This window comes from Sporosarcina sp. FSL K6-1508 (assembly GCF_038007465.1).
Taxonomy (GTDB): domain Bacteria; phylum Bacillota; class Bacilli; order Bacillales_A; family Planococcaceae; genus Sporosarcina; species Sporosarcina psychrophila_B.
The window spans coordinates 3,776,141-3,802,289 of sequence record NZ_JBBOXF010000001.1 but is presented as its reverse complement, the minus strand read 5'-3'; the positions used below and the strand labels follow the sequence as shown (position 1 = coordinate 3,802,289).

The window sequence follows — 26,149 nt, the reverse complement described above, 5'->3', positions numbered from 1 at the left end:
TCATGGCCAATCTTAATAAAACGCCAGAGCAGATCAATCGGGCGCTCGGTCAGCGTATTAAAGGTTCTGACCGGGCCATCGCTAAACGCTATGCTGTAATGCTAAATGAGGTCCGTGCTGAAATAGCTTCGCTGTATGAGAAGTATGAGGTAGGCGGCGTCCTCACGTATGCTGAGATGGCGAAATATGACCGTCTCAATAAATTCACCGGCAAAGTGAACGGATTGCTTAAAACCAATTACGCAGACATCAAGGACACCATCTACGATGTTCTGGGTGAATCGTATAAAGACGGTTTTTATATGACGGCATGGGCTGTTGAAACAGATACGTTGAGCAAGCTTGCTTATTCGGCTGTTTCTGCAGAAGTAATCACAAAATCAATCGAAAATCCAATCAGTGGATTAACGTTGAATCATCGGCTCGAAAAATCACGCAGCAATGTTGTATATGCGATTCAAGAGCAAGTAACGCTCGGACTCGTCCGAGGCGACACATACGGCACGATGGCGAGTCGCTTGAAAGGGGTGTTAGAGGGCGATGCGACTAAAGCTATGGCGATTGTGCGAACTGAGGCACATCGTGTTTCACAGGCATCCCAATTCGACAGCGCGGTCCATGCTAATCGTAATGGCATTATCATGACGAAGGAGTGGGGTTCGGCGAAGGATGAACGGGTTCGCAGTTCGCATGCCGAATTGAATACTGGAGAAAAGATTCCGGTCGATGAGGATTTTCATGGCAAAAGTGGTAGTGGTCCTGCACCTGGGCAATTAGGTTCGGCGGCGTCTGAAAATATAAATTGCAGATGCGTATTGTATTACTCAGTCGAATCAATCGGCAGACCAAACGCCCGGGAGCTTGAAGGTATGGCGTTTGATACGTGGCAAAACGAAAGGATTAGAGGTGAAGGTTAATGGATCTCGATGATTTGAAAGTCAGAATGGGAATCCCGCTTGATAATGTTGACCCCGTTCGTGATGCGAAGTTAGCGGCTGATTTAGAAGATGCTATCGATTACGCGAAAGAATGGTGCAATAATCAATTCGAGAACGGACTTCCTCCCGGCGTTAAGCGGGCGATTGTTGCAATTATCAAGTCATATAGCGAAAGTAAGAACGTCCAGTCACAACGTCTTGGTGACATGTCTAAATCATTCTTTGAAGGCGGCTCCATAGTTTCTGCTCATGGTGATTTGCGTCCGTGGAAGAAGGTGAGGTTCACATGACTGTCCATTTGCAAGACAGGAATAACATTCCCGAGCTTATGCGGACGTTGCGACGGATGAAAGGTAAGGATATTCAGGTGGGTGTCCACGAGGGTGATTCGGAGATGTCGATGATTGCAGCGGTACACGAGTACGGGGAACCGAAACTCAACATACCAGAACGTTCATTTATTCGTAGCGGTTTCGACGAACACGTTGACAAGGTGCAAGAAAAGATAGTGGAATTGATGCCAGCCGTCATTCATAACAACGTAAACCCCGATGTATTCCTGGATGCTATAGGGATGGAGTTTGCGAGTCTGATTAAGAAAAAGTTAATAGACTTACAAGACCCACCAAACAGTGAAAAGACGATTAAAATAAAAGGCTCATCGAACCCGTTGATTGATACTGGTAAGCTACGTGATTCGATAGTTCATAAGGTGAAGTAGATGGCTAAACCATTTGAGTTTGCTGATTTCGTCGATGAATTCCAGGTACCGTTTGTTTATTTCAATCATCAAGATGGTTACTGGAATGATGAAGGTGACTACATTGAGGAGAAGGACGACCCTATCCCTATGACCGGAATCATTCTTCCGTTAACCGAAAACGATTTGAGGTATGCAGAAGCGGGGACGTATTCGCAGAAAGAAAAGAAACTCTATACAGTTGATCCACTCGAGGAAGGTCGGCTTATTGAGTACAAAGGCGATAAGTACACCATTCAAGCATTCAAAGATTATACCGATTATGCAGACGTTTATATCTATTTGGCAAGGTGGCGTGAAAAATGATTGAAGTCATTCGGAAACAAATTTATAAAGATTCCGGCGTCCTGGTTGTTCCGTCCAATACGACGGCAAAGATGCCCCCGTTGCCGTTCGCCACAATCAACACCACGTCCCCCCACATCAAGGATGTAGGACAAGCGGACATTCATATCGTCGAGGATGCGGAAGGCATCAAAAGGCGGCGCAGTGAGTCGTATCAGTTCGTTTTCTCGATTAACGTTTACGCAACTACTGACACCGAAGCTATAAGGTTAGCGAAAGTTGTGAGGAGTTGGTTCTTCCTTGCCGGCGAAACTCATTTAGAAGATATGGATATAGTCGTCACGAATCTCAGAAACGTTGAGAATCGGACGACTTTTTTAGTGGATTCATATGAGTACAGGCATGGATTTGATGTGCAATTGCGCGGGTCTGACGATCAAACCTTTAACCGTGTCCATCAAGACGGCACGAACGTACATTACGACTGGATTGAAACAGTCGAATTAGAATTTGAAGGAGTGAATGTTGAATGAGATACGTAGACGTACAGATTACTAGGGAGACGAAGCCTATCAGCGAGAAAGGTTTCGGACTCCCTTTAATTATAGGAACAACGGGAGATAAACCGTATAAAGTTTATCGTGAAATTGAGGATGTTGCTACAGATTACATTGAGACGACAAAAGAATATAAAATGGCGTCGCGTATGTTCGGACAAGAGCCACGTCCACAGGAAATCGCAATGTTTAGCTTTGATTACGACAGTGTTTCGGATGGTCCTACTGCACTTGTGGCGGCGATGAATGAACTTGTGAAGAAGCATAAGGACTTTTATTATCTAACGTGTGTCGAGCAAGGTGATGAAGAAATCACGGCGCTTGCGGATTGGGCGTCTACATCTGATCGCATCTACGGCGCAACTACGCCGAACATCGCACTAGCTGAAACGTTGAAGGGGCAATATGACAACCTGTTCATTGAGGTTCATGACCAACCGGAGTTTTATGTTGCGGAGGGATTGATTGCCACTTGTGCGCCACGCGAAATTGGGTCGTTCACATGGACATTCAAAAACGTTAAAGGCGTACCGGCTGTTGGATACGATAACTCAGAGATCAACGCTATTGAGGCGGCTAACGCATCTACTTACATCGAAGAGGCGGGAATCTTGATGAACTCTCATGGAGTTGTAACAAGCGGCGAGTATATCGACATCATCCAAGCAACGCATTTCTTGAAAGCGCGTATGGCTGAATCCGTATTCCGTTTACTTGCACTGAAAGAGAAGGTTCCGTACACAGACGCCGGTATCGCATTGGTTGTCGCTGAAATCGAAGGCGTTCTTAATCAAGCATTCAAAATGGGGATCGTTGCTGATGAAGTAGGTATCCCGTTGTTCTCAATTACGCCACCAAGGCGCAAGGACATCCCGAAAAACACTATCGCGAAACGCATCCTACCTGATCTAAGGTGGAGATGTGTCGTTGCGGGTGCTATTGAAAATGTTGAAATTCGCGGCGTTCTGTCGCTATAAGGAGTGATTCGAATTGGATAAAAGTAAATGGTTAAAGCTTGATATACAGCATTTCGGAAATGAAACAACAACATACGACTTCAAGAAAGTTTCCGTCATTGCGGCGGGGACAATCATTACCGGATGGATGGACGGCGACGCCATTCAGTCCGAGAAGAACGAAGATGATGTAACTCCTCACGTTGGAGCAGGCGGCGATGTGACCTTTGCTGAATCGACTGACGAGACGGGAACAATTACATTGACACTCAAATCAACATCGTCGTCCATCCCGATATTAAAGGCGTTGCGTGACTCGAAAGAAATGTTCCAGTTGCAAATCGTCGACGTGAATGATAATGCGTTTCGTGCCGGTGGTTCGGAGTGTCGCATCGTGAAACCCCCTGCACGCACATACGGCACCGAGGTTACTGGTACCGAGTGGGCAATCTATGTTGCTGACTATAAAGAGGCATGACAAGCAATCGCCTAACCTTAATCGGTTGGGCTTTTTAAATACAAAAAAACTATGAATTGAAAAGGGAGAGATTTTATTATGGGATTCAAACCAAGACAAGAAGATTTTACAAGTGAAGCGGGCAACAAATATACATTTCAAACGGTGCTACCATCCGTTTGGGCGAAAATTGCTGATCAGATTACGGACAAGCATGGAAAACTATTAAACGTTAAAGCCATGCCGGCTATTCTCGATAATATCGTTGCGGTTCCAGGTGGACTAAAAATGGATGATTTCACGGATTGGGGAGAGTTAGAGGAAGTCGTCGAGGCTGGATTCCGATTTCAGCGCGGACGAGCATAATCCTCTTTTTACATTAATTGATGTCCACGAAGTTCCTCCACACTTTCGCAAGAAGGTAAGGAAAGAGTGGTGGAAGTATACGATCCCTCAATTCTTCACGGCTTATAAACCAGAAGAAATTGAAGAGTGGGCAACAGATAAAATACTCGAACATTTGGCAGCCATCAGCGAAATAAAGCTCGCGGAAAAAGGCGGTGGTAAATAAATGGCTTTAAGGGATTTAGTCGTTAGTGTCTTATTTAAAGATAATGCGTCTCAAAGTCTTAACGATGTCGACAGAAACGCGACCGGCTTAGGGAAGTCGTTGGCTGGTGTAGCGGCTACGTTAGGCGGAATCTTCGCGCTAGGTAAGATGAAAGACCTCGCTACTGACATGGTTGCGGCGGCGGGTGAAGCAGAGGCGCTTAACGCGCAGTTTGAAACCGTGTTTGGTACGTTGCAAGACGAAGCAAATGCATCTATAGATGCCATGGCAGAAGATTTCGGCATGTTGCCCTCAAGGTTATCACCGACACTTACGAAAATCACCTCGATGTTTAAAGGTTTCGGGATGTCCGTGGAAGATTCTATGGAAGCGTCGGGGGTAGCTGTTGAACTGGCGGCAGATGCAGCGGCCTTCTATGATGTCGCGATGAGTGATTCGACCGGAGCTTTGACATCGTTCCTTAAAGGTAATACAAACGCGGCTGAATCAATCGGGATCTTCGCGACAGCGGCCGGCATGGCAAGTTTTGCATCTGACGAACTCGGACTGAATTGGAAGAAACTTGATGAAGGCGGAAAACAATTGGTCCGTCTGAAATACATCCAGAAGATGCAGGAAGCGGCAGGAGCTACAGGTCAAGCCGCGCGAGAGGCGGATGGATACGAGAACGTGCTCGGAAACTTGCAACAGTCATGGATTGATTTGAAAGCTAAACTAGGGATGGCTATATTCGATGTCGCAATTGATGGCATGAAGGGTATGGCTACCTGGATGAGTAGCATTAACACGGATTCGATTGTAAAGAACTTGAAAGCGTTCGGTAGTTATATGAACGATACGTTTGGTCCTGCATTTAACACGATAAAAAACGTGGCAGGTGCGGCGCTCGGCGTTGTAAAATCGTTCGGAAAGACCGTCTCTGACAGTTGGGGTTCGATAAAAGGCGTGGTTACGCCGGTTATCAAAGCATTTGCGCTGTTCGGGGGCGTGGTTACTACTATCGCGGCTAGCTCGATGATTCTATCGGTGGTATTTGCGGGAATAGTAGCGGCAATCTCGTTTCTGCTTTCTCCAGTTGCGCTCGTAGCGGCAGGCATTACAGCGCTCGTGATCGGGTTCCAATCGGCGTATAAACATTCAGAGCCGTTCCGAAAAGCTATTGACGGCATTGTCGGAGCAGTTAAAGGATTATTTCAAATACTATCGGGAAATAGTCAAAAAGGCTCTGACATCATGAGGGCTGCCGGATTAGATGTGGAGCAGATTCGGGGTATTTATGACTTCGCTAAAGGAGTAAAAGGTGCGGTTGGGAAAGTTAAAGCGGTATTCGGCGGACTTTCTAAAATATTCGGTGGTCAACACAAGGGCGCTATCGACATACTTGAAGGTGCCGGCTTATCAGTGGATCAAGTTGAAGGGGTTCGAGCGTTTGGATACGGTTTAAAAGCGGCGTTCGACCATGTTAAGACGATATTCGATGGGCTCGGAACAATGATTTCTGGGGGAGGTTCAGGTGACCTGCTCGAAGCGCTAGGATTCTCACCGGAGATGATTACAACAATTACGGGGTTTGTGAACTCAATCAAAACGATGGTCACTGGATTTGTGACGACGCTAAAAGAAAAGTGGGCAGAAATACAGCCGTCAATCGAGACGCTTATCGGAAACTTTATGTCCATGAAAGATACGGCAGTTAGCATATTTACGACGTTAATGAGTGCGTTACAACCAATATTCTCAGCAATAGGAACAGCATTCCGAATCATCGCAGACATTGCGGTGATGGTGTTTAATGCGATTATTGCACCGGCAATTCAGTTCGTAATCACGATGTTCCAAGCGCTGTGGGTTGTAGTCGGTCCGATATTAGAATTAATCGGCGCGTTGATTGGGACCACATTTGCGGTATTACAAGTTGTTTGGGACACGATATTGAAACCTGTCGCAGAATGGTTACTAACTTCATTCGTAATGGCGTTCGAGGCGATGCAGGATCAGCTTGCTACAGCTACTGAGTCATTCGGTTGGCTCGGAGATAAGATTAGCGGGGTTGTTGATTGGTTCAAGTCAGTCACGGATGCGGTCAAGAACTTCAAAGTACCGAATTGGCTATCAAACTTAGGTGGAGGCGGTACGGTTAAGTTTGAAGAAACTACGAAAGTGGTCGGGAAGGGCGTTGACGGTTCTAACTTCAACGGCTTGTCACGAGTGCCATTCGATGGCTACATATCGGAACTCCATAAGGATGAGTCTGTATTAACCGCACAACAATCCGATGGCCTGCGCTCGATGGGAGTGTTAGGGAGCCGAGGAGAACGACCAGTACTAAATCTTCCGAATAGGGAAGGTCCGCCGATGGATTCGCCTGTATCACCGACCAGGAATGTAGTGGTCGAGACATCGCAACCAGCCGGCACGATGATTCAGCAACAGGATATTCATATAACCATTAATGGTGCGACTGATCCGGAGTCTGTTGGTCGAAAAGTGCGCCAAGCGATTGATGATGTCTTTGCGGGATTAAATGCTGCAACACCATAGGAGGTGATGAGGAATGCCGTATCTCGGCGGTATATTGATTGATGTAATAACAAGTGAAGACTTAAACGAGTCATCTACAACGACTGACCATGCGCTTGAAGATGGTGAACAAATCACGGACCATGTTGAGAGTGATCCAATTATACTAAGCTTAACGGGTGTCATTTTGGACCCAAACAATGAAAAAATATTGAAGTTACGGGAGTTCCGACAAAAAGGGGAGCTCCTTTCCTACAACTATCGGAGTCGGCTAGAAACCGTCCTCATCACCTCGTTTAATAGTAAACATGACGCGAAGACAAAGGACGGCTACACCTTCACGATGACGCTAAAACAGGTTCGTTTGGTGAAAGCACCTAACGTCATCCGTGTCACTGTGCCTGTTAAAAAGCAAGTCAAAGAGGTATCTAAATTAGGCAAGAAAAAAACCAAGAAATCCGTCAACAAAACAACGAAGAAAAAAGTTACAACGAAAGCGAAAGCTAAGGTTCCGAAGAAAGCGGATTCTACGAAAAAGACGACAGTAAACTGGTCGCAAATAAACGCTGCATATGACAAGAAGGTGAAGTAATGGATTATATCGAGATTGAAAAAGACTTGATACCGTATCGTTTTGAAATGGATTTGCCGGATGAATACGAGTTTGAAATTGGCTATAATGCTAGATTCGACTTCTTCACCGTCGATTTATATAAAGATGGGAATGCGCTTGTTGTTGGCGAGAAATTAATACTTGATAGACCATTATTCGAGGACTTGGCAAGTGTTGATTTGCCTAAAGTGAAAATCATACCGATGGATCGTGCTGGAGAGGAAGTTCGTATCACTTACGAAAACCTTGAAAGGACGGTTTTTTTATATGTAACCGATGGTGATGGCGATGGATCTATTTAGAAGGAAAATAGAATTGAATGCAGGCGGTAAGCTATTACGTCCACCACTCACTATTTACTTTGATATCGATTTTGACGACACCGAGAAAATCGATACAGCAACTATCAAAGTCTACAACCTTTCGGATAGCACTATTTCCGGCATCATTGTCAATAGCGTGGTGACGTTATCAGCGGGATATGAAGGTGACATGGGCGTTATATTCAAAGGTGTAGCAAAGAACGTTAAAACAACGTGGCAAGGCCCAGACAAGATAACCGAAATTGGTTGCATCGACGAAACGGGCAGTTACTTAACGAAAAAAATAACAAAGACATTTGCACCAGGTACAGCTGCCTCAGTCGTCTTGAAATACTTGGTCGGCGAGGCGGGATTAAGCATGGGTGATTTTTCCCCTCCCACTGATTTTATCTATCGTAAAGGAAAAACGTTGAAAGGTAATGTGAGTCCATTACTTAAAGCGGTCGCTAAAGACACTAAATCAAAAATGCGAATCGGTAGCGGTAAGATGTTTATCCGTGATCCCAAAAAAGGTGATGCAACTGGATTCGTGTTGAATAAAGAAAGTGGCCTAATCGACCATCCAGAGCCTATCGAAACCGAAGAAGAAACAAAAGATAAAGGCGAAAAGAAAAAACGCTCAGGTTACAAGCTGAAAATGTTGCTGAATCATCGTGTGAAAGCTGATTCAATATTCGTCGTGCAATCAAAAGCGGTTAACAAACAATTGAGAGCTGTTAAAGGCACGCATACATGTAACGGAAGTTCATTCTATACGATTTGCGAGGTGTATTGATGAGTGCGGAAGTCGAACGATATTTTGAAAGACAAAAGAAAAACACGGCAGACAACTTGTATACGTGCACAATAGCAGAAATCATAAAAGTTGAACTTAAGTACATGCGCGCGGATATCAAGTTGTTAACAGGCGATGAGAATATGATCATGCAAGTCCCGATTGCGCCACAGCAAACAGGTGAATTCATTATCCGGATACCTTATAAGGTTGGCGACAACGTGGTTGTAATGTTCGCGCAAAGCGATATCGCCCCATTCTTATTCGGTGGCGGTGCCTCATCCGAAGGGCAACACACAATTGATGACGCGATAATCGTAGGTGGTATTCGCTCATTTAATGAACTGCTGCTAGATGAATTCGCGGAACACGAAGAGGACTTGGTTATTGCGAAACGCGACTTTTCTGCTCGAATTATCATCAAAGAAAATAGTGAAATCTTAATAGAGTCGGATGAAGATATCAATATCGCATCAAAGAAAAATATTAATATATCAGCACCTAACGGCGTCGTAACAACAGCAGATTCAAGGGGTGGTACATCATGAAGACATTTGAAATTGATGACAGTGGCGATTGGACACTTGAAGTCATTGAAGGTGACGATGAACTAATCCAGTCGATTAAACATCTGATCTATGAACGTGTCGGGGAATGGTTTTTGAATGAAGACCATGGCTTTCAGCGTGAAGTCCTAGAAGAAAAGGGTTACACGGAAAGCGAAATCGTGCAGTCAATTTATGATGCAATCTATCAAGAACCTCGTATCACAGAAATAATTAAAGTGGATTACAATTTCAATCGGATGACCCGGCTACTTTCATTATCTTTGCGATTACGAACTGAAGACAGGGAAGTAGGAGGTGACTTTGATGTTAACTTCGGAAGGGTTTAAGCGGAAACGATATGTGGACTTTTTCGAGGAGATGAGTGAAGTGGCCCGTGAGCTATGGGGCGATGACGTAAATCTATCAGAGAGGTCGCCAGTCGGGAAATTCACATCGTTGATTGCATACGCGCGTGCGGAAGACAATGAACTGGCAGAGGAAGTGTATAACAGCCGATTCGTCGATACGTCAGAGGGTGTGTCGCTTGAAAATAACGTCAAACGTGTAATCAAAAAGAAAGGATGGCTTAAATCATCTGGCATCATCCAACTAAATCTTAACCGTGGTGCAACTGTACCCGCAGGCGATTTATTCAGTACCAATTATGGCGTCATGTACGAAACATTGTCAGAAGTTAAAGCGCCAAATGACGGTATCTACACAGTCAATGTAAAAGCGATTGAATACGGACGTATCGGAAATGTAGAAGCCGGAGAAATCACGAAGATCATTAATCCGGTTGTTGGTCTGAATTCAGTTACAAATAAAGAGCCATTTCGAAATGGACAGGACGAGGAAACGACTGGCGAACTTCGTGGTCGTTACTATGATTCACTTGGTAAGGCAGGAAGTAGACGTGTTGAGTCTATCGAAGCTTATGTTTTAGATGAGGTTGAGGGCGTCCGTTCTTGTCTTGTTATAGAGAATGATTCAAATGAATTTGATGCTGACGGTCGTCCACCACATTGTTTCGAGACCATCGTTTTAGGTGGCGAAGCTGATAAGGTTGCCCAAAAGATATTTGAAAAGAAACCAGATGGTATTCGTGCATTCGGTTCGACTGTCGAACAGGTGAAGGATTCAAAGGGGGCATTACGTTCGATTGGATTCACCTACGCAGAAACTGTTCAGGTATATGTGAAAGTGTACGTCGACAAGCGTTCTGATTATCCGATTGATGGCGATGAACAGATTAAAGAACAGATTGTCCGTTTCATCGGTGGGACGGGTGATAACGTAACCTACAACGGTCTCGGTATGAGCAAAGACGTTGTTGTATCTCGTTTAGAATCCCGTCTATTCGCAGTTGAAGGTGTGGAAGATGTGAAAATCTCACTATCCACAGACGGATTTATTTATCTCGAAGAAAATATTGAAATCGGATTACAAGTTGCCGAAACAGATTTCTCAAAAATTGAGGTGAGTGATCTTGTCGCTTGATACAATTCTTAAACGGCTACCATCACACTATGACAAGAATCCATCCAGTAACAACTACAAAGCCCTATCACTTGTCGCTAAGCACATCGATGACAGTGAGGAGCTTTACGCAACTATCCAAAAGTTTTGGGACGTTGATCAAGCGGTTGGAAAGGGACTCGACAGACTCGGTAAAGATGAAGGAATCAGTCGCGGTTCTTATGATGATGACACCTATCGGAAGTTAATCAAAATAGAATTCATCGTCAATATGAGCGAAGGTGATGGAGAAGTAATGAACACCATCCTCGAGGCTTATATGGGCGATGATTTTTTATATACCGAAGAGGGTTGGAATAGCTTTCTTAAAGAGCCGGCATCACTCATTTTAAACATAAGTAAGGATGCGGAATCGATACCCTTTCAATTGGTGAAGCGTATTAAACCGGCAGGAGTAAGGGTTTATTATTCGGCTGAGGTAGACCGTTTCACAGTAATTGTCACACCAAAAGAATATACATTTCCCATTCCGTACCCGATCACCGGAACATTCACAACAACATCTATCCACGGAGTTGCTTCAAAGGCTACTCCTACAATTGAAGCAAAAGAATACACTTTCCAAGTCCCGTATCCAATTACAGGGACTTTTTATTGCGAGGAGGATTAATAATGGCGATATCCCTTTTAGAAGATGAAACATTGAAATTTTGGGACCGGCTTATTGTTGGCGCCAAAGTAACCATAGATAATATCGAAAAGGAATTCCCGATTTTCTTGAAAGAGATTCAGGGTAATACCCTAAAAATATTCGTTGAATTGGAATCGGAAATCGGTCATGTCACACATGCCGTAATTATTGACATGCATGGTCGAGAAATCCGTACTAAGACAATGAACATTAATAATGGTGAGCATGGGTTAATGGTGACATTCTTTCTTGCCATTGAAATAAAGGAGGAAACCACTAGTGGCTGAACCATATGTATACGTCCAAACCAAATGGTTGAATGACATCATCGAGATCGATGAATTTGGTCGCCCCGTCCCTTTGAAGGATGGACAGGGGAATATCGTTTATGAAACGGACTTCAACGGCATCACTGTTTTACATCCAATTACGAAAGAACCTATTCCAAAATATAGACGATTGCAACATGGTACAGGTCATTCAGCTGCAAGGGATAATAATCAAGAACAAGGCATCCTAAAATCCCACCAACGCCTTGACGGTCATGACAACGACATCATGCGCATGCGTGTACAACTTGAATTAGACGGTCGAGCGCCAGGCAATAGCGGTACCTTCGCAGACACCTTCGACGGTGAGCCGAATAAGTTGATACGTCAATTGGCGTCAGCGGTACTAACCGCGCCTCGTTCGGCAGGAACAACCGTGTTAAATGTGGACGTATCAGTCGGCTTTGTGGCGTTTACCGAAGTCACTGTATACGACGGTACAAACAGCGAGGACGTGCTAATTACAGACATCACGGCGTCCACGATTACCGTACAGCCACTGGTTAATGACTATGTCAAGGGTGCAGTCATTGCCCAGAGTAACGCGAAGATTGTGGACGGACAAATGGTAGCTGGTAGCTGGAGTACTTACGGAGTTTCAGTAATGGAGGTAGTTTGATATGGTGGTTGTTGGTAAAGATGCGCAAGGAAGATTGACATACACGTTTGCATATACAAAGAGTATTGAAAGTTGGACAGTACCCGTCGGTGTGAAAGAGGTGCGAATAAAGGCAATTGGAGGAAGTGCAAAGGGCGGAACTTCTCCGGGAGGAAAAGGCGCGGTGATTGAGGGTGATATTACACTAGTTCCAGGAGAAAAAATTAAAGTGCTTGTTGGACAAAACGGAACAAAAGCGACAGGGCGCTTACCGTCGCCAGGAGCGGGTGGTACTTATGTCGTAAGGGGTACACAGACGCCGTTAATTATTGCGGGTGGAGGCGGAGGTAACAACGGTTACGCTTCAAGCGCTACGAGTGATGCCCTTCTTATCCCGGGCGCGGGGGCGGGCGTTGGAGGCAAAAGAACTAGTTCAGATGGTTCCACGTGCGGAGATGGTGGCGGTGGCCTAATTGGTAACGGCACAGGATATACAACGACTCAACAGGCCATGTCATTTATTAACGGCGGACAAGGCGCAGGGAATAACGTTGGCGACGGATTGTACGGCGCGTTTGGCGGCGGCGGTTCCTCCAATCCGGCGGGGGCCGGTGGGGGTGGTGGCTACAATGGCGGAAATGGTGGTTGGTTTGCCGATGGCGGGAACGCTAATAAGTACGGGTTGGGCGGTAGTTCATACAATGCAGGAACAAATGCAACCGCGGTATTGAGTGATGGACTAGGTGACGGAGTTGTAATAATAACGGCGCTTAATGCAGCACCAACGCTAACGCTAAACACGCCAAGCAATGCAACCCTATACGAAAACGACACGTTCAAAATCGATGGCAACGCAAAAGACACCGACATCGGCAACGTAGTCAACGTCTACTATCGCATCAACAGCGGCACATCCCGAGCGATTGCGACAGGCATTTCGACTGGTGCGGCACTATCGTTTAACGAGCAGCTGACGATTAAAGGTGGCAAGCTATACAAAGGTGCAACGGCAATTACCGGGGCATTGGCGGAAGGTACAGCGCATCGCCTAGAAGTATGGTCCGAAGACAACCAAGGCGGTAAATCAGTAGTAGCGGAACGCACTTTTTACGTCGTACCTAACCGCGCGCCAGCATTAACCGTCGACCCATTTACTGACCAAGCCGACATGATTAACAACGACAAGATAACATTGTCCGGCACATCAAGCGACCCTGACGGCAACGACGTTACAGTTAAATACCGAATAAACGAACAAGCAGCGGTGCAAATTCATTCGGGCGTAGCGGGTCCGTGGTCGTTTGATTTATCCCTTAAATCGCTGAAAGACGGAGAGAACACAATAGTTGTTGAAGTAACCGATACTTATAATTTTAAATCATCCAGAACCATCAAATTGAATAAACACGCAAACCTAACGCCTTTAGCATCATCCACACAGCGGTACACAATCGTACCTCCAAGCGGATCAGCACAGGGCGTTTTATTGTGGATTCAAAGGGACGCAGACCAAGAAGTTACAGCTGAAATCTCCATGACAACGGGAACTGAGCAGGAACAATTCGTCCCTCTACCACTTGAAAATTCAGCACCAGTAGGCGAGGACGTTGAAGATTACTTCAAGTTCCGAGCCGATACGCCAGCTGAACATATTGCACTAAAATTTTCATGGACAGGTGATAAACCAATCACGTTGATATCGGGGGCGTTATTACAATGAATACACCACAAGTAAGATTAAGATTGCCAGACGGTTCACTTGGCCCATTACAAGATGCATTCCCAGAAGTAGTTAATATTGACCCGATTGTATTGATGCTATTGGAAGCAATCGCAGGGCTTCAAGAACAAGTAATGTTACAACAAGGCGAAATAGATCAATTGAAAGGGGGTGGCGAGTAATGGTATTTCCATACATGGTGCCAGTTTACGGTCTATTGGTTAAAGCAGGAGCGCGTGAGATTGGTAGTTTACCTGAGCAGTATCAGATTCCGGTTGCGGAGTATTTGGCTGGGCAGGTTGAGAAGTAATTGAAGGATTCCTTCCTCTTTTGTCGAATGGTGGATAAAAGGGGGAGTGTTATAATGATTCTCGGTAAAGAAGATTTATCGCAATACAACTCGGCAAAATCGCCATGGTTCAATGTAGCGACTAACGGTAAAGTTGATATCGGTATTGAACAAGGGCATATCCAAAAAATCGGCTTGGCTTCCGAAGGTATGTACAAAATAGTGGACGAATGGTTAAATAGCTTCCACGGGTTGACAAAAGAACAGAGGGAAAATCTTATCAAGAAACTTGAAAAGTAATATCCAAGGACGTCCACACCAGGGCGTTCTTTTTATTTACCCATAAACAGTGAAAGGGGAGTGAAGCGAAGGATGCCGGATGTAACAATAGGATCATCTATGTTTGAAACGGTTAGACATCAAGGCGAACAAATTGACGTCCACGCCATAAAGATTGCGGCACTAGAAAAAGCAGACCAACACCATGATGAACGCTTAAAGAAACTAGAAGACAATGCGATGAAACTGGAAAATACGGTTATGTCGGAAAGTCGAGAAACGCGTACGACAATGAAAGAACAGGTAGAGAAGCTATTCGTCATCGTCGAGAATGCGATGGGATATCAATCTGCACGTACAGCGCAAACACATGAATTGCGCATGGCTAAACTCAATACCTGGTCTACTGTCTTCTTAAAAGTGAGTGGAGGCGTCGTGGGTCTGTTGAGTTCTGGCGGTGCGCTTTATTATGTACTGCAACACTATATAACAAAATGATGGAGGATGATTAATAATGGATAAAGATAAAATTTCTCAATATATAGCACTATTTGGGGGATGGCTATCAGCTGTCCTTTTATTTTTGGGAACACTTAATGTAAAATTCGAGTGGTTTAATGCAGCAAGTATCGAAGCTTTTGTTGCAGTGTTGATTGCTTTTATCCCGTTTGCTTTGTTGCTTTATGGCGTCTATAAAAACACGTACAGGTTGACTGAAAAAGCAAAGAAGCAGGAGCGAGCACTTAAACAACGGGGGTTGAAGTAAGATGGCATACACAATCGTCAACAGCTATATCCCAGAATCACTTTACAAACTAAAAGCACCGTATCCCATGAAACCGGAATACGTGACCATCCACAATACTTATAACGACGCTACGGCAGCCAACGAGATTGCTTATATGACTCGCAACAATACGGTGGTAGCTTATCACGTCGCTATCGATGACAAGCAAGCCGTACAAGCCATCCCGTTTAGTCGAAGCGCTTATCATGCAGGGGATGGTCAGGGCAAAGGTAATCGGGCATCTATCGGAATTGAAATCTGTTATTCGAAATCTGGCGGGCCGAAGTATGTTGCTGCAGAAGAAAATACCATCGAATATGTAGCTCACGTGCTGAAGCAATACGGTTGGGGAATCGATCGCGTAAAATGGCATCGGGATTGGTCGGGTAAGAATTGTCCGCACCGAATAATTGAAGAAGGACGCTTACAGTCAGTTAAAGACCGGATAGTGGCAAAATTGAAAGAGTTGAATAACCCAGCACCACCAAAAGAGGGAGTGAGCAAATTGTACGAACCTACATCAAAGGCGATTAAAGATTCTACAGAAGAGGTATTGAAACAGTTAGAAGCGGGCGACAATGGACTGTCTAGCATCTGGCGCAAGAAGTTGAACGACGTTTCGTTGACGGACTCGGATGCTATCGGATTACTCTTTGTGGCTGTTAGCCGAGGATTGTTAAGCAAATAAGACGAAAGTAAAAAGCGGCTCTTCCACAGATTAGATTGTAGGTAGGTCGTTTTTTCATTTGTCTAAATTTGTCGAAATATTAGTGTATCTATTGTGCTATTTAACAGATATAATTAAAATTGCCTACAGCGGATGTTGGCTTAGAAGCAGCCATCACTTAAAGAGTGCGTAATAGCTCACGTTAGGAAAATCTAACGGGGAGTGATAGTATGAAAAGTTTTAATTGGGTAGTGGTGTTGGTTTTGGTGATTATCGGAGGTATTATTGGATTAATTATACCGGGTATACCCACGTGGTTTATTTCGTATTTATTTTTCGCAACTTCGATAACGCATAATCAGTGGTTAAATGACAGACGCCTTAGGGCGAAAGGAGTTGGCTAAGGGGTAGATTCCTACCCTTCCCACTACTGGGTTTACCCAGTTCTCATTTTTGTGAGTTCCGAAAGCTCTAAACAAACGTGAATTTTAAAATTAAAATTAGTAGTACTGCGCTCCTTGATAGTAGCCATCCGAATTTGGGTGGTTTTTTATTTGCTTGCAATACGAACATTCATTCTATATACTAATTCAAAAGGAGGGAACAAGTGTGCGTAATAAATTAACCAAGTCAGTGGAATACAACGAGCCCTTAGATATGATGTACATAGCTGCAGACGGTTCAATCAGCAAACGAAGAATCAATGTACTGCAGGTCGGTGAGGTATCGTTCCGTGCATATTGTTTTCTACGTAAATCCAAGCGAACTTTTACAATTGATAACGTTTTAGCACTTGTTCCCATCGTACATAAAGAAAGCATGGTGATCTAATGCCGTTAATCCCAGGAGATGCATTACCGTATTTCGAGAACATGATCTACCTACCAATAATTATAAGTATCTTGGAGAGAGACCGAGAAGTGATTGAAACGAGTTCGTTCAAATTAAAAGGGCCTTATATCAATATCGTTGAAAACACATTAAAGACTGTACGAGCTGAATTGAAAGATACAAATACTTATGCAAAAAACAGAAATTTGAAGTTGATTAAAAAGGGGAAAGACGGTTCGTTCACCGAATATGCATTTATCCATAATGGCTACGAAGACATAAGACGTTACATGAACATACGGCTACGCAACAGGACGGAAGAATTGATAAATGAGTACTTCGCTAAGTCAGAAACCCAAAACTGAAAGGATGATGAAATTGACGACAATTCCTAAACCGAAATCAAAGTCAACTGCAGTGGCAGGACCTAAACTATCCGAAACCGATTTTCTTGAAATTGGCGAGAGAATTGGTGAATCAAAAGAATTCAATATAGAAGTAGACATTACGATTTATGCTCAAAAGCGGTATGAGACAGTTACAGGGATTGTTACAGAAGTCGATGGCCAACAAGGTAGATTATCGTTGCAAGTGGGTTACGACAGAATAAAAATCAACATGAATAATATTGTGAGCGTGAAATGAGTTGTTAGATAACAATCGCGATAGAGGTATGCAGAAGTGGCAAGGTTTGATGTTACCAGAACACGTTAAACTGATCCGCGAGTTGAGTGAAAATGAAAACTACATACAGCAGTCGTTACTCGACGATTGGGAGCTTCAGCAAATTCAAGATGAATTAGAAGTCGCATATAAACGACAATGTATGGCGGAGGTCACAGCATGGCGCAAAGGGAAACATATAACGTACATCGGTAAAGTTTCGGAACTCGACCACCGTCTTAATTTAATTTCGGTAGAGGGGCCATTCGGTGAAGATAGGATACCAGTTGTGGATGTCGTTAAAGTGCAGAGTATGGATTAAAAAAACAACGACCAATCCGTTTAGGGAAAGGTCGTTGTTTTTGTTATTCAGTTTCCGATTTAATCTCGTAATACACTTCCAATAATTCATTTCTTAACACAGGGCCAATACCAGGTAGTGTGCCAATATCCTTAACGTTTCTTGATATCAAATCTCGCAGTGTATGTATGTGGTTATTCTTCAATATATTATATAGTCGCACATTCAATTCTAGCATCTCAATTGATTCGTTTAAATATTTTTCTTTGTCAAAGCGGATGATAATGTGATTAGTCATAATAAATACCTCCAATATTCTGATATTTTAATGGTACGACATTTTGGTGGAATTAGCTATAGGAGGAGGGAGTGAAAACAGCCACCTTCTATATAAATAGAAAATGGCTGTTTTATTTATTGGGTTTCTTAGATAACTCACGAAACTAACACAAAACTAACATTCATTCCGAAAGTAAGTGAAATTAAATGGTTTTTAGTTTACAATGACACTAACAAACCTTTTAGGTGCAATCGGAATCGAAACGTTTTGGAACGGAGTGAAAAACCATAATTATATGAATAGAATATGGAATTCAATTGTCGGGAAGCTATGGGCAACCATATTGCTTCTCGTTTCATTTGTCCTCTTTATCGTGACAGCTCTACTTCTTGAATTCCTTGATAATTTCCATACGCAGCAAGCTGAAGATTCCTTGCGCAGGGAAGCAACGACAATAGGGAAAATCGTTCAGGACCATGAAAGTGAATCGTCAATGCAATTGATTATTCACGACATTCTCGATAAGGAAACGAATGCAATGATTGTAGGACCCGGTCGGGAAGTTACCTATTCTTTCCATAAAGGATTGAATAAGGACAGAATTGAGAACAAAATCCTGAACGAATCCATCTTTCCATTTGATCAAAAGATGGATACCCAGGTCGTAAAAGAAATGATTCTTCCTTCGAATACTGAAGACGATGTTATGGAACAATATCTTGTTCTGTCATATCCGTTTGAAATAGAAAATGAAATGGCCGGGACAGTAATCATTTACCAAAGTCTTGAAGCTGTTCATAGGACTACAAAGAGAACAACACATATCGTATTTTTATCAGCACTTATTGCATTTATATTAACGACATTTTTTGCATTCTTTCTGTCTACAAGAATCACGTTACCACTGAGAAGCTTAAGACAAGCCGCTTTTGAATTGTCCAAAGGGAATTTCGATACACGGTTGCCTGTTTCGCAAAATGATGAAATTGGTCAGCTCGCCACTGCATTTAATCAGATGGGAAGGCAGCTTAAATACCATGTCGAACTTATTAATCAGGACAAAGAGCAATTATCAAGTATTCTAACATCAATGACGGATGCTGTTATTACGTTCAACAGGGATTACACGATTTTGGTAAGTAATCCGCAGGCTGAACGGCTATTGCAAAATTGGTATTTCAAGGACGCTGCGCAAGAAGGGAATCACCATATACCACCCGGGATTTTTCATATGCTCGAACATGCTATTACGTTCGCTGAGGAAGTTGACGATGAATTGGAACTGGGCGGTCAGTTTTATGGGATTTCAATCAGTCCACTCTATAGCGGTAATAGTATTCGCGGCGCAGTTGCCGTTTTAAGGGATATGACGGATCAGCACAAGCTCGAAAAACTCCGCTCCGATTTTATTGCAAATGTTTCCCATGAACTTCGGACGCCTATTTCCATGCTTCAAGGATACAGTGAAGCAATTATCGACGGTGTAACGAAAAATGACGAAGAACGGGATGAAATGGTTCAAATTATACATGATGAATCGAAACGAATGGGCAGACTTGTCACCGATCTTCTTGATCTTGCACGAATGGAATCAGGTCATATGCGGCTTTACAAAGATGATTTATCGATGATCCCATTTTTGGGTAGGATTATCAATAAATTCATGCAGGTTGCGCGTGAAGCGAATGTTGAGTTGTCATTTGATTTCCCGGAAGAAAAAGAATTGATTTCAAATGTGGACGAGGATCGTATGGAGCAAGTATTTACAAATTTAATCGACAATGCAATTCGTCATACTCCTGATGGTGGAAGCGTCAGGCTTAGTATCGAAAAATTTGTCGATATGCTTGAAATAAAAGTTACGGATACAGGTGTCGGGATTCGAGAAGAGGATTTACCGTATATCTTTGAACGTTTCTACAAAGCGGATAAAGCAAGAACCAGGGGGAAAGGCGGAACTGGCCTTGGTTTAGCAATTGCCAAAAGTATTATTGACTCACATGGCGGCAGGATCACCGCTGCAAGAGGTGAAATTGAAGGCACGATTTTTAGTTGCACCCTGCCGTTAAAAAAGATGTAACTTAATAGCTTGAATAACGACTAATTGATAGAACGGGGGAATTTCATGGACGACTCCGTTTTCCATCGGCTCTACGAACAGTACCATCAGGATGTATTCAAGTTTCTTATCTATTTGACGAGGGACCGTGATCATGCTGAAGACCTTATGCATGAAGTCTATGTGAGGGTACTGCGCGCTTACGCCGGTTTTGAGGGGAAAAGTTCCGAGAAGACATGGCTCTTTTCAATTGCTAAAAATGTAGCAATCGACCATTTCAGGAAAAATACTGTTCGTAAAAAGCATCTGTTCGATAAATTTGACTGGGAAAAGAGTGAACTTGTATCGACAGGTATCCTGCCGGAGGAACTCCTAACACTCAGTGAAGAGATGCAAGAGCTTCTACAAGCACTAAATACGTGTACTGGTGATCAGAAAATGGTTATCATCATGCGCTATTTCCAGGATCTTACCATAGCTGAAACAGCTGCTATTCTTAGCTGGACAGAAGGCAAAGTGAAGACAACACAACATAGGGCGATCAAAGCTTTACAAAAGAAATTGAATGCTCTTCCGACAGAAGGGGGGAAACTAGATGACCCACAAAGATTGGAACGACAACAAGATTGAAAATCTCCTCGGTGATATGCCCGATATACAAGATAATCGTCCTGAGTCGGAAATACTAGCACGGCTAAAGCAAGACGAACGGCTGAATGTACCCCGCCGTAAAAAGGCAAAGAAGTGGATGCCGGCGTTAGTTGCTGTGGCCGCTCTGCTTGTAATTGGCTTGCTGATCCCATCCATGTTCGGAGGGGAAGATACTGCAACGCAGATGGATAATGCTGCAGAATCTAAAATGATGAAAAGTGATAAAAGTGCCGATAGTTCAGCAGCAGAGGCGGAACCGGAAACAGCATCGCTTGCTGAAGAAAACATGGATATGGGAGCAATGAATAGATCCTCTATTATGGCGGCAGATGAAACAGGGGGGATACGTCATTTTGCCGTTTATCCTGAAGATGTAATTGACAGTACACTATTCCATTTAGGTCTTGCTGGAGATCAAGCATTGAGCATACCTGTTACATTCATCATTCCGAACAGCCGAATCAAAGACGACTTTGGTTCTATGAAGCCAACGAGTTATGATTTGTACAAAAAGTATGCAGATCGCATTGATGAAAGCGCGCTTGGTTTTCAGGAGTATCATCCTTTTAAAGGCGATCTAGCGGCGGATAATCATATAATTATCCACCAGCTGCCGAAGGATCATGGCTATGATATTTCTGCAGCTTCGATGGAAGTATATAAAAATTCTTTGCAGGATACTTTTTTCGGTTATCAGGAGGCCCGCTTTGAGAACGAAGATGGAACGGCAGCCATATTCTCTGAGGTAGGTCAACCGAGTCCGCCATTGACTTTGAAAAGTGGCCTCAATCACTCAAATTACTATATGTTTGAACAGCAAGATGGCCAGCAGTTTCTGTCATCGAACTTTTCGCAGCCCCAGCCAACACTGGATAAGGCACTGCAGCAGATGAAAGAGAACTTGAATGATGTTTTTTTGCCAGTTATCCCGAGGGATATCGATTTTGAAGTAATCTCAGATGGTGAAGTGACACTCATTAAATTTTCACGACCACTGGATTTGGATGCAATGGAATCGGAAAAAGCTATGCAGTTGGTTGATGGAATGCTTCTCACAGCCGCAAGTTTTGGCGAACAGCTGCAATTCGAGAACGTTGTCCAGGAAGAATGGAACGGTTTTGACTTCAGTCAGCCGCTACCGATTCCTGTAGGCTCTAATCCAATGCCTTTTATTTTGGAGTGAATAGTAAGCGCTTTGTAAACAGGACTGTTTACAAAGCGCTTCTGTTTGTATAGAATAGGGTTGTAACATAATATTGATTCATCTTCGGGGCAGGGTGTAATTCCCGACCGGCGGTAAAGGAAATTCATTTTTCCAAGCCCGCGAGCTTAACAGCTGATACCGGTGTAATTCCGGAGCCGACAGTATAGTCTGGATGGGAGAAGGTGAAGGTGCGGCCATCTTTTTGTGTTGTTCACAAAAAGGGTGCTTATTTAATCATGGGTAAAATGGAAAAGTTATTTTCTTTATACCTGTGTGGATTTCGAGACACCGCAATGCGTAGTGTGTCGGAAGCTGAATGTGCCTTTCAAACCCCTCGAGCCTATTTGCTTTAGGGTTTTTTTGTCGACATATATAGGATGGAACGGCCTTTCCTCTTTTGAAGTGAATCGCAAAAGGAGAGAGGAACAAATGAATAACAAAAAGTTACGAAAGATGATTCTCATCGCAATACTTGGGAGTATCTCAACTGTTTTGATGCAGTTTAACTTTCCGTTACCTGCGTTGCCCGGATTCCTGAAAATTGATTTCAGTGAGATTCCCGCGGTGTTAGCGATAATGACAATGGGGCCGGTTGCCGGCATCGGTGTTGAGCTTCTTAAGAACGTGCTGCATTGGTTCTTTTCGGGAAGTCCTACAGGTGTTCCTGTTGGTGAAATTGCAAACTTCATGACAGGTATACTTTTCATTATGCCGATTTATTTTATTTTCAATAAGTTCCGGACAACTAAAGGTCTTACGACCGGTCTGATCGCCGGTACAGTTACTATGGCTGTCGGAATGACAGTATTGAATTATTTCGTGTTTTTACCAATGTACACATACTTCCTTAACTTCCCGCCTTACACAGGTGATGCGTTATTTACGGTAGTGGTACTTGGGATTTTACCATTTAATCTTATTAAAGGTGTAATGCTTTTAATGATCTCATTGCTTCTCTATAACAGCATGAAAAAATGGATAGCCCAACAGCGTACTCAATTAGCATCTTAATAAAAGTATAAATATAAAGAAAGGTCGTCTCGGTATTTTCCGGGACGACCTTTCTAGATTCTAATTAATCTTCGTATTTTAGCGCATCACCATCAAATGGTGCGTCGGCAGTTTTGATTGAATCAGTTGGACAGCCATCGAAAGCGTCTTCCAAATCTTCCATCAGTTCTTCTGGAACTTCAGCTGTACCCGTGTTATCATCGAGGATAACATAAGCGATTCCTTCGTCGTCATAATCGTATATGTCCGGGGCGGCAGCTCCACAAGCACCGCACGCTATACATGTATCTTGATCAACGATTGTATATTTAGGCATAGTCGTTCTCTCCTCTTTTCTCCGTACAAACAATTTACTTCATCTTTCATTCTAATGATGTTGACAAGAGTTTTCAACAAAAAACATTTGTTAATCGGAGGAATTCAAAATGAATCTATCTTCAATACTATTAACCATCATTAGCAGAATAGATGGTGAACGAACAATCTATGCCGGACTTCACCTCTTACGCGGCAAACGATCAGGACAAACATTGCAAGATGTTGAATACTATGGTTTGAAAGAATTCTTTGGTATTTTACCGAAACTGTCAGCTGAACGATTTGACGAGTCCTCTCAACAATTAAAAGATAGGGGATTCATATCAACAATGCATGATTCGTTTGTCAAACTAACGGAGCAAGGTCGAACGGAAGCAACCAAAGTACCTTCCTACCGATTTAACGGCTGGGATTATAGAGGCAGGGAAGTGATATTCTTTTACAGGTTATCGCTTGCAGTACAGACTGTTTCGAATTTCAAAGCAAGAGAAAAATTGTTTATGCCCGCTCAAAAAGACCGAGATATTCAGTCTTTTGTCAAAATGGTACTACAAAATCAGCCAATCGGTGATCCTGCATTTGCAAAAGGTATCAGCGAGGAGCTTCGGCTATGCATTACTCGAAGCGGGATGGAAGAGATACAAAGAACAATCATCACCCATCGCTTGAGCGGTTATGGCCTGACTGGCTGGACGTGGGATCAATTAGCGGATAAGTTGAAACTAAATCCATTCGACATCCGTCTACTATTTATAGAAAGCCTACATATGATGTTGGCTGTTATTATCTCGTCTACCGATTTGCCTTTTTTGCGAAAAATAGCCGAAAGTGTCAAGGTTTCGACATACTTGACGGATTCGTCTGTAAAAACGAAACAGCTATTCGACCGAGGTTTTTCTCTCGAAGAGATTGTGACGGCGCGCAACTTGAAAAAGAGTACAATTGAAGATCACTTCGTTGAAATGTCTATTAACGATACAGAATTCCCCCTAATACAGTTCGTTTCCTCGGATGATGTTGAGGCAGTGGTTGAAAAAGTGCGAGAAATCGGAACCCGTAGACTTCGCCTGCTAAAGTCTGAATTCGAAATGCTATCCTATTTTCAACTCCGCCTCATCCTAGGTGCGCGAACTGGAGGAGATAACTAATGACTATTCATCAATTATTGAAAGACAAGTTTGGATTTGAACAATTCAGGGCAGGTCAGGAAGATGTCATCCGTGATGTGATTGCGGGCAAGGACACGATTGCCATTTTACCAACTGGCATAGGGAAGTCGCTTTGCTATCAATTGCCAGCCTATGTTCTTGGAGGCACTGTCTTAATTGTTTCACCGCTTGTTGCATTGATGGAAGACCAGGTGGCAATTATGAAACGGAACGGTGAAAAAAGTGTCGTTGCGTTAAATTCATTTCTATCATACTCTGAGAAAAATAGAATAATGAGGGAATTGGAACGCTATAAATTCATTTTCATATCACCCGAAATGCTGTTGCAAAAAAATGTGGCCGCTCATTTTCGAAACATTCAATTGTCGCTACTTGTAGTCGATGAAGCACATTGTATTTCTCAATGGGGATTCGATTTCAGACCTGAATATTTACGAATAGGGGAATTTTTCGAAGGGCTGAATCGACCGGGTATTCTTGCACTTACTGCAACAGCAGACGATAAAGTAAAAGCTGATATTTGCCATTACCTGCAACTTCACATGCCTGCAATCCATCAGCGTTCGCTGGACCGCCCAAATATTTCGTATTCAATTGTCAAAGTAGAGAGTGGAATGATGAAAACGGAATGGATTAAGAACCGTCTAGTAACTACGCCGGGGCCTGGAATCATCTATGTAGCGTCGCGAAAACGTGCGGATGAACTATCTTTACTGCTTCAGGAGATAGGTATCTCCGCCGCATCCTATCACGCAGGTAAAGAGCAGGAAGATCGAGCATTCATCCAAGAACAATTTATCACTGGTGAAATAAGTTGGATATGTGCTACAAATGCGTTTGGAATGGGTATACATAAAGACAATATCCGCCAAGTGATTCACGAACATGTACCACAAGCCATTGCTAGTTACATTCAGGAAGTAGGCCGAGCGGGCCGTGATGGTGAATTATCGGCGGCAACATTACTATTTTCATCCGACGATGAAGGAAGAACACGTTTCATCATCCAGGATGATATTCCTCAAGAATGGGAAATCAAACACTATGAAGGTCTTCTGGTGGAAAATTATCCTTCTGCTGAGGCTGCCGAATTGGCACGAATTAGCGAAACCGGCAAACGCGTCATAGACTACTACATCGAACGCATGCCGATAGAAGATGTCATTATTCGGATGAATGAATTAAAACGTGAGAAAGAGGCACAACTACAGACGATGCTCGGACTGATTCATACGGAAAAATGTATTCGGGAGGAGATCTTAGGTTTTTTTGGCGAGGATTGCGAAACAAAGCCGACGTTTTGCTGTTCAGTTTGCGGAACAGCAGATGATCTAAGACTTGATGGACAAAAGCCCATTATATCCGACAAACATATGATGGATTGGGATGAAAGGCTTACTCAACTTCTAGGCTAACGGCTCTGTTGTCCATTGATCTTCATTTAGCAAAATATGCTTGCTAACTACATTACTTGATTTGGACAAAAATACACCAAGGTGCATTTGATTTTTGCGACAAAA

37 protein-coding genes, 1 riboswitch and 1 other annotated feature are annotated in these 26,149 nt (G+C 43.3%); of the genes, 35 read left to right on the top strand and 2 right to left on the bottom strand.

Annotated features, from left to right (window positions below; translation table 11 throughout):
- Positions 1-2 precede the first annotated feature (2 nt).
- The 29 genes from MKZ11_RS19455 (at position 3) to MKZ11_RS19315 (ending at position 17,958) form a co-directional block, all read left to right on the top strand.
- Positions 3-917, top strand: coding sequence for a phage minor head protein (locus MKZ11_RS19455; protein ID WP_340796006.1), 915 nt, complete (start codon positions 3-5; stop codon positions 915-917).
- On the top strand, positions 917-1,228 hold the full coding sequence (locus MKZ11_RS19450; RefSeq protein WP_340796005.1) for a phage head-tail connector protein: 312 nt from the start codon (positions 917-919) through the stop codon (positions 1,226-1,228). Before MKZ11_RS19455 ends, MKZ11_RS19450 begins: the two co-directional genes overlap by 1 nt.
- Positions 1,225-1,659, top strand: a complete 435-nt coding sequence (locus MKZ11_RS19445; protein WP_340796004.1) for a hypothetical protein — start codon at positions 1,225-1,227, stop codon at positions 1,657-1,659. Before MKZ11_RS19450 ends, MKZ11_RS19445 begins: the two co-directional genes overlap by 4 nt.
- Positions 1,660-2,004: a hypothetical protein gene (locus MKZ11_RS19440; RefSeq protein ID WP_340796003.1), complete on the top strand. Its 345-nt coding sequence runs from the start codon at positions 1,660-1,662 to the stop codon at positions 2,002-2,004.
- Entirely contained in the window at positions 2,001-2,516 is a 516-nt protein-coding gene (locus MKZ11_RS19435; protein WP_340796002.1) for a phage neck terminator protein, read from the top strand. The genes MKZ11_RS19440 and MKZ11_RS19435 overlap by 4 nt, the downstream gene beginning before the upstream one ends.
- On the top strand, positions 2,513-3,517 hold the full coding sequence (locus MKZ11_RS19430) for a DUF3383 family protein (RefSeq protein WP_340796001.1): 1,005 nt from the start codon (positions 2,513-2,515) through the stop codon (positions 3,515-3,517). The genes MKZ11_RS19435 and MKZ11_RS19430 overlap by 4 nt, the downstream gene beginning before the upstream one ends.
- A 13-nt stretch (positions 3,518-3,530) precedes the next feature.
- Positions 3,531-3,974, top strand: a complete 444-nt coding sequence (locus MKZ11_RS19425; protein ID WP_340796000.1) for a phage structural protein — start codon at positions 3,531-3,533, stop codon at positions 3,972-3,974.
- Between the two features lie 78 nt (positions 3,975-4,052).
- On the top strand, positions 4,053-4,319 hold the full coding sequence (locus MKZ11_RS19420; protein WP_340795999.1) for a hypothetical protein: 267 nt from the start codon (positions 4,053-4,055) through the stop codon (positions 4,317-4,319).
- Between the two features lie 205 nt (positions 4,320-4,524).
- Positions 4,525-7,065, top strand: a complete 2,541-nt coding sequence (locus MKZ11_RS19415; protein ID WP_340795998.1) for a phage tail protein — start codon at positions 4,525-4,527, stop codon at positions 7,063-7,065.
- Positions 7,066-7,078: 13 nt separating this feature from the next.
- The gene (locus MKZ11_RS19410) at positions 7,079-7,636 is read left to right on the top strand and encodes a phage baseplate protein (protein WP_340795997.1); all 558 of its coding nucleotides are present in this window, start codon (positions 7,079-7,081) and stop codon (positions 7,634-7,636) included.
- Positions 7,636-7,959: a phage baseplate plug family protein gene (locus tag MKZ11_RS19405; RefSeq protein WP_340795996.1), complete on the top strand. Its 324-nt coding sequence runs from the start codon at positions 7,636-7,638 to the stop codon at positions 7,957-7,959. The genes MKZ11_RS19410 and MKZ11_RS19405 overlap by 1 nt, the downstream gene beginning before the upstream one ends.
- A complete protein-coding gene (locus MKZ11_RS19400) occupies positions 7,946-8,755 on the top strand; it encodes a phage protein (RefSeq protein ID WP_340795995.1) in 810 nt (269 codons plus the stop codon). The genes MKZ11_RS19405 and MKZ11_RS19400 overlap by 14 nt, the downstream gene beginning before the upstream one ends.
- Positions 8,755-9,303, top strand: coding sequence for a Gp138 family membrane-puncturing spike protein (locus MKZ11_RS19395; protein ID WP_340795994.1), 549 nt, complete (start codon positions 8,755-8,757; stop codon positions 9,301-9,303). The genes MKZ11_RS19400 and MKZ11_RS19395 overlap by 1 nt, the downstream gene beginning before the upstream one ends.
- Positions 9,300-9,650, top strand: a complete 351-nt coding sequence (locus MKZ11_RS19390; RefSeq protein ID WP_340795993.1) for a hypothetical protein — start codon at positions 9,300-9,302, stop codon at positions 9,648-9,650. The genes MKZ11_RS19395 and MKZ11_RS19390 overlap by 4 nt, the downstream gene beginning before the upstream one ends.
- Positions 9,628-10,803 (top strand): baseplate J/gp47 family protein, encoded by a 1,176-nt coding sequence (locus MKZ11_RS19385; RefSeq protein WP_340795992.1) that lies wholly within the window; start codon positions 9,628-9,630, stop codon positions 10,801-10,803. Before MKZ11_RS19390 ends, MKZ11_RS19385 begins: the two co-directional genes overlap by 23 nt.
- Entirely contained in the window at positions 10,793-11,452 is a 660-nt protein-coding gene (locus MKZ11_RS19380; protein WP_340795991.1) for a DUF2612 domain-containing protein, read from the top strand. The genes MKZ11_RS19385 and MKZ11_RS19380 overlap by 11 nt, the downstream gene beginning before the upstream one ends.
- Positions 11,453-11,454: 2 nt before the next feature.
- A complete protein-coding gene (locus tag MKZ11_RS19375) occupies positions 11,455-11,760 on the top strand; it encodes a hypothetical protein (RefSeq protein WP_340795990.1) in 306 nt (101 codons plus the stop codon).
- On the top strand, positions 11,753-12,421 hold the full coding sequence (locus MKZ11_RS19370; RefSeq protein ID WP_340795989.1) for a hypothetical protein: 669 nt from the start codon (positions 11,753-11,755) through the stop codon (positions 12,419-12,421). The genes MKZ11_RS19375 and MKZ11_RS19370 overlap by 8 nt, the downstream gene beginning before the upstream one ends.
- 1 nt (position 12,422) lies before the next feature.
- Entirely contained in the window at positions 12,423-14,120 is a 1,698-nt protein-coding gene (locus MKZ11_RS19365; protein WP_340795988.1) for a glycine-rich protein, read from the top strand.
- Positions 14,117-14,302: a hypothetical protein gene (locus MKZ11_RS19360; protein WP_340795987.1), complete on the top strand. Its 186-nt coding sequence runs from the start codon at positions 14,117-14,119 to the stop codon at positions 14,300-14,302. The genes MKZ11_RS19365 and MKZ11_RS19360 overlap by 4 nt, the downstream gene beginning before the upstream one ends.
- Positions 14,302-14,430, top strand: a complete 129-nt coding sequence (locus MKZ11_RS19355; protein ID WP_340795986.1) for a CD1375 family protein — start codon at positions 14,302-14,304, stop codon at positions 14,428-14,430. The genes MKZ11_RS19360 and MKZ11_RS19355 overlap by 1 nt, the downstream gene beginning before the upstream one ends.
- A 54-nt stretch (positions 14,431-14,484) precedes the next feature.
- Positions 14,485-14,709 (top strand): hypothetical protein, encoded by a 225-nt coding sequence (locus MKZ11_RS19350; protein WP_340795985.1) that lies wholly within the window; start codon positions 14,485-14,487, stop codon positions 14,707-14,709.
- A gap of 72 nt (positions 14,710-14,781) precedes the next feature.
- Positions 14,782-15,186, top strand: a complete 405-nt coding sequence (locus MKZ11_RS19345; protein WP_340795984.1) for a hypothetical protein — start codon at positions 14,782-14,784, stop codon at positions 15,184-15,186.
- 16 nt (positions 15,187-15,202) lie between these two features.
- Positions 15,203-15,454: a phage holin gene (locus MKZ11_RS19340; protein ID WP_340795983.1), complete on the top strand. Its 252-nt coding sequence runs from the start codon at positions 15,203-15,205 to the stop codon at positions 15,452-15,454.
- 1 nt (position 15,455) lies between these two features.
- On the top strand, positions 15,456-16,163 hold the full coding sequence (locus MKZ11_RS19335; protein ID WP_340795982.1) for a peptidoglycan recognition protein family protein: 708 nt from the start codon (positions 15,456-15,458) through the stop codon (positions 16,161-16,163).
- Between the two features lie 129 nt (positions 16,164-16,292).
- Positions 16,293-16,344 (top strand) — a sequence feature (23S ribosomal RNA rRNA prediction is too short).
- Positions 16,345-16,751: 407 nt separating this feature from the next.
- Positions 16,752-16,973: a transcriptional regulator gene (locus MKZ11_RS19330; RefSeq protein WP_340795981.1), complete on the top strand. Its 222-nt coding sequence runs from the start codon at positions 16,752-16,754 to the stop codon at positions 16,971-16,973.
- A 71-nt stretch (positions 16,974-17,044) separates the two neighbouring features.
- Positions 17,045-17,338, top strand: a complete 294-nt coding sequence (locus MKZ11_RS19325) for a hypothetical protein (protein ID WP_340795980.1) — start codon at positions 17,045-17,047, stop codon at positions 17,336-17,338.
- Entirely contained in the window at positions 17,304-17,618 is a 315-nt protein-coding gene (locus MKZ11_RS19320; RefSeq protein ID WP_340795979.1) for a YolD-like family protein, read from the top strand. The genes MKZ11_RS19325 and MKZ11_RS19320 overlap by 35 nt, the downstream gene beginning before the upstream one ends.
- A gap of 1 nt (position 17,619) precedes the next feature.
- Positions 17,620-17,958, top strand: coding sequence for a YolD-like family protein (locus MKZ11_RS19315; RefSeq protein ID WP_340795978.1), 339 nt, complete (start codon positions 17,620-17,622; stop codon positions 17,956-17,958).
- 43 nt (positions 17,959-18,001) lie between these two features.
- On the opposite strand, the gene MKZ11_RS19310 is transcribed toward MKZ11_RS19315, so the two are convergent.
- The gene (locus MKZ11_RS19310) at positions 18,002-18,235 is read right to left on the bottom strand and encodes a DNA-directed RNA polymerase subunit alpha C-terminal domain-containing protein (protein WP_340795977.1); all 234 of its coding nucleotides are present in this window, start codon (positions 18,233-18,235) and stop codon (positions 18,002-18,004) included.
- A gap of 277 nt (positions 18,236-18,512) precedes the next feature.
- Between MKZ11_RS19310 and MKZ11_RS19305 the strand changes: the two genes are divergently transcribed.
- The 4 genes from MKZ11_RS19305 to MKZ11_RS19290 all read left to right on the top strand — a co-directional run bounded on the left by MKZ11_RS19305 (position 18,513) and on the right by MKZ11_RS19290 (position 23,142).
- A complete protein-coding gene (locus MKZ11_RS19305; RefSeq protein WP_340797060.1) occupies positions 18,513-20,297 on the top strand; it encodes an ATP-binding protein in 1,785 nt (594 codons plus the stop codon).
- Positions 20,298-20,342: 45 nt separating this feature from the next.
- Positions 20,343-20,906, top strand: a complete 564-nt coding sequence (locus tag MKZ11_RS19300) for an RNA polymerase sigma factor SigX (RefSeq protein WP_340795976.1) — start codon at positions 20,343-20,345, stop codon at positions 20,904-20,906.
- Complete coding sequence (locus MKZ11_RS19295; protein ID WP_340795975.1) at positions 20,872-22,110, top strand: hypothetical protein; 1,239 nt, start codon at positions 20,872-20,874, stop codon at positions 22,108-22,110. The genes MKZ11_RS19300 and MKZ11_RS19295 overlap by 35 nt, the downstream gene beginning before the upstream one ends.
- A gap of 76 nt (positions 22,111-22,186) precedes the next feature.
- Positions 22,187-22,319, top strand: a riboswitch (FMN riboswitch).
- A gap of 241 nt (positions 22,320-22,560) precedes the next feature.
- Positions 22,561-23,142 (top strand): ECF transporter S component, encoded by a 582-nt coding sequence (locus MKZ11_RS19290; RefSeq protein ID WP_340795974.1) that lies wholly within the window; start codon positions 22,561-22,563, stop codon positions 23,140-23,142.
- A 64-nt stretch (positions 23,143-23,206) separates the two neighbouring features.
- On the opposite strand, the gene MKZ11_RS19285 is transcribed toward MKZ11_RS19290, so the two are convergent.
- A complete protein-coding gene (locus tag MKZ11_RS19285; protein ID WP_340795973.1) occupies positions 23,207-23,458 on the bottom strand; it encodes a ferredoxin in 252 nt (83 codons plus the stop codon).
- 109 nt (positions 23,459-23,567) lie between these two features.
- Here MKZ11_RS19285 and MKZ11_RS19280 point away from each other — a divergent pair, with 109 nt between their 5' ends.
- Complete coding sequence (locus MKZ11_RS19280) at positions 23,568-24,608, top strand: helix-turn-helix domain-containing protein (RefSeq protein WP_340795972.1); 1,041 nt, start codon at positions 23,568-23,570, stop codon at positions 24,606-24,608.
- Positions 24,608-26,044 carry a RecQ family ATP-dependent DNA helicase gene (locus MKZ11_RS19275; protein WP_340795971.1) on the top strand — a complete coding sequence of 479 codons (1,437 nt, stop codon included), beginning with the start codon at positions 24,608-24,610 and terminating at the stop codon, positions 26,042-26,044. The genes MKZ11_RS19280 and MKZ11_RS19275 overlap by 1 nt, the downstream gene beginning before the upstream one ends.
- The last annotated feature ends 105 nt before the right edge of the window (positions 26,045-26,149 follow it).

Coding starts and splice junctions, on each gene's coding strand:
- MKZ11_RS19455 (WP_340796006.1), top strand. CDS start 3: ATGGCCAATCTTAATAAAACGCCAGAGCAGATCAATCGGGCGCTCGGT.
- MKZ11_RS19450 (WP_340796005.1), top strand. CDS start 917: ATGGATCTCGATGATTTGAAAGTCAGAATGGGAATCCCGCTTGATAAT.
- MKZ11_RS19445 (WP_340796004.1), top strand. CDS start 1,225: ATGACTGTCCATTTGCAAGACAGGAATAACATTCCCGAGCTTATGCGG.
- MKZ11_RS19440 (WP_340796003.1), top strand. CDS start 1,660: ATGGCTAAACCATTTGAGTTTGCTGATTTCGTCGATGAATTCCAGGTA.
- MKZ11_RS19435 (WP_340796002.1), top strand. CDS start 2,001: ATGATTGAAGTCATTCGGAAACAAATTTATAAAGATTCCGGCGTCCTG.
- MKZ11_RS19430 (WP_340796001.1), top strand. CDS start 2,513: ATGAGATACGTAGACGTACAGATTACTAGGGAGACGAAGCCTATCAGC.
- MKZ11_RS19420 (WP_340795999.1), top strand. CDS start 4,053: ATGGGATTCAAACCAAGACAAGAAGATTTTACAAGTGAAGCGGGCAAC.
- MKZ11_RS19415 (WP_340795998.1), top strand. CDS start 4,525: ATGGCTTTAAGGGATTTAGTCGTTAGTGTCTTATTTAAAGATAATGCG.
- MKZ11_RS19410 (WP_340795997.1), top strand. CDS start 7,079: ATGCCGTATCTCGGCGGTATATTGATTGATGTAATAACAAGTGAAGAC.
- MKZ11_RS19405 (WP_340795996.1), top strand. CDS start 7,636: ATGGATTATATCGAGATTGAAAAAGACTTGATACCGTATCGTTTTGAA.
- MKZ11_RS19400 (WP_340795995.1), top strand. CDS start 7,946: ATGGATCTATTTAGAAGGAAAATAGAATTGAATGCAGGCGGTAAGCTA.
- MKZ11_RS19395 (WP_340795994.1), top strand. CDS start 8,755: ATGAGTGCGGAAGTCGAACGATATTTTGAAAGACAAAAGAAAAACACG.
- MKZ11_RS19390 (WP_340795993.1), top strand. CDS start 9,300: ATGAAGACATTTGAAATTGATGACAGTGGCGATTGGACACTTGAAGTC.
- MKZ11_RS19385 (WP_340795992.1), top strand. CDS start 9,628: ATGTTAACTTCGGAAGGGTTTAAGCGGAAACGATATGTGGACTTTTTC.
- MKZ11_RS19375 (WP_340795990.1), top strand. CDS start 11,455: ATGGCGATATCCCTTTTAGAAGATGAAACATTGAAATTTTGGGACCGG.
- MKZ11_RS19365 (WP_340795988.1), top strand. CDS start 12,423: ATGGTGGTTGTTGGTAAAGATGCGCAAGGAAGATTGACATACACGTTT.
- MKZ11_RS19360 (WP_340795987.1), top strand. CDS start 14,117: ATGAATACACCACAAGTAAGATTAAGATTGCCAGACGGTTCACTTGGC.
- MKZ11_RS19355 (WP_340795986.1), top strand. CDS start 14,302: ATGGTATTTCCATACATGGTGCCAGTTTACGGTCTATTGGTTAAAGCA.
- MKZ11_RS19350 (WP_340795985.1), top strand. CDS start 14,485: ATGATTCTCGGTAAAGAAGATTTATCGCAATACAACTCGGCAAAATCG.
- MKZ11_RS19345 (WP_340795984.1), top strand. CDS start 14,782: ATGCCGGATGTAACAATAGGATCATCTATGTTTGAAACGGTTAGACAT.
- MKZ11_RS19340 (WP_340795983.1), top strand. CDS start 15,203: ATGGATAAAGATAAAATTTCTCAATATATAGCACTATTTGGGGGATGG.
- MKZ11_RS19335 (WP_340795982.1), top strand. CDS start 15,456: ATGGCATACACAATCGTCAACAGCTATATCCCAGAATCACTTTACAAA.
- MKZ11_RS19320 (WP_340795979.1), top strand. CDS start 17,304: ATGAGTACTTCGCTAAGTCAGAAACCCAAAACTGAAAGGATGATGAAA.
- MKZ11_RS19310 (WP_340795977.1), bottom strand. CDS start 18,235: ATGACTAATCACATTATCATCCGCTTTGACAAAGAAAAATATTTAAAC.
- MKZ11_RS19305 (WP_340797060.1), top strand. CDS start 18,513: ATGAATAGAATATGGAATTCAATTGTCGGGAAGCTATGGGCAACCATA.
- MKZ11_RS19300 (WP_340795976.1), top strand. CDS start 20,343: ATGGACGACTCCGTTTTCCATCGGCTCTACGAACAGTACCATCAGGAT.
- MKZ11_RS19295 (WP_340795975.1), top strand. CDS start 20,872: ATGACCCACAAAGATTGGAACGACAACAAGATTGAAAATCTCCTCGGT.
- MKZ11_RS19290 (WP_340795974.1), top strand. CDS start 22,561: ATGAATAACAAAAAGTTACGAAAGATGATTCTCATCGCAATACTTGGG.
- MKZ11_RS19285 (WP_340795973.1), bottom strand. CDS start 23,458: ATGCCTAAATATACAATCGTTGATCAAGATACATGTATAGCGTGCGGT.
- MKZ11_RS19280 (WP_340795972.1), top strand. CDS start 23,568: ATGAATCTATCTTCAATACTATTAACCATCATTAGCAGAATAGATGGT.
- MKZ11_RS19275 (WP_340795971.1), top strand. CDS start 24,608: ATGACTATTCATCAATTATTGAAAGACAAGTTTGGATTTGAACAATTC.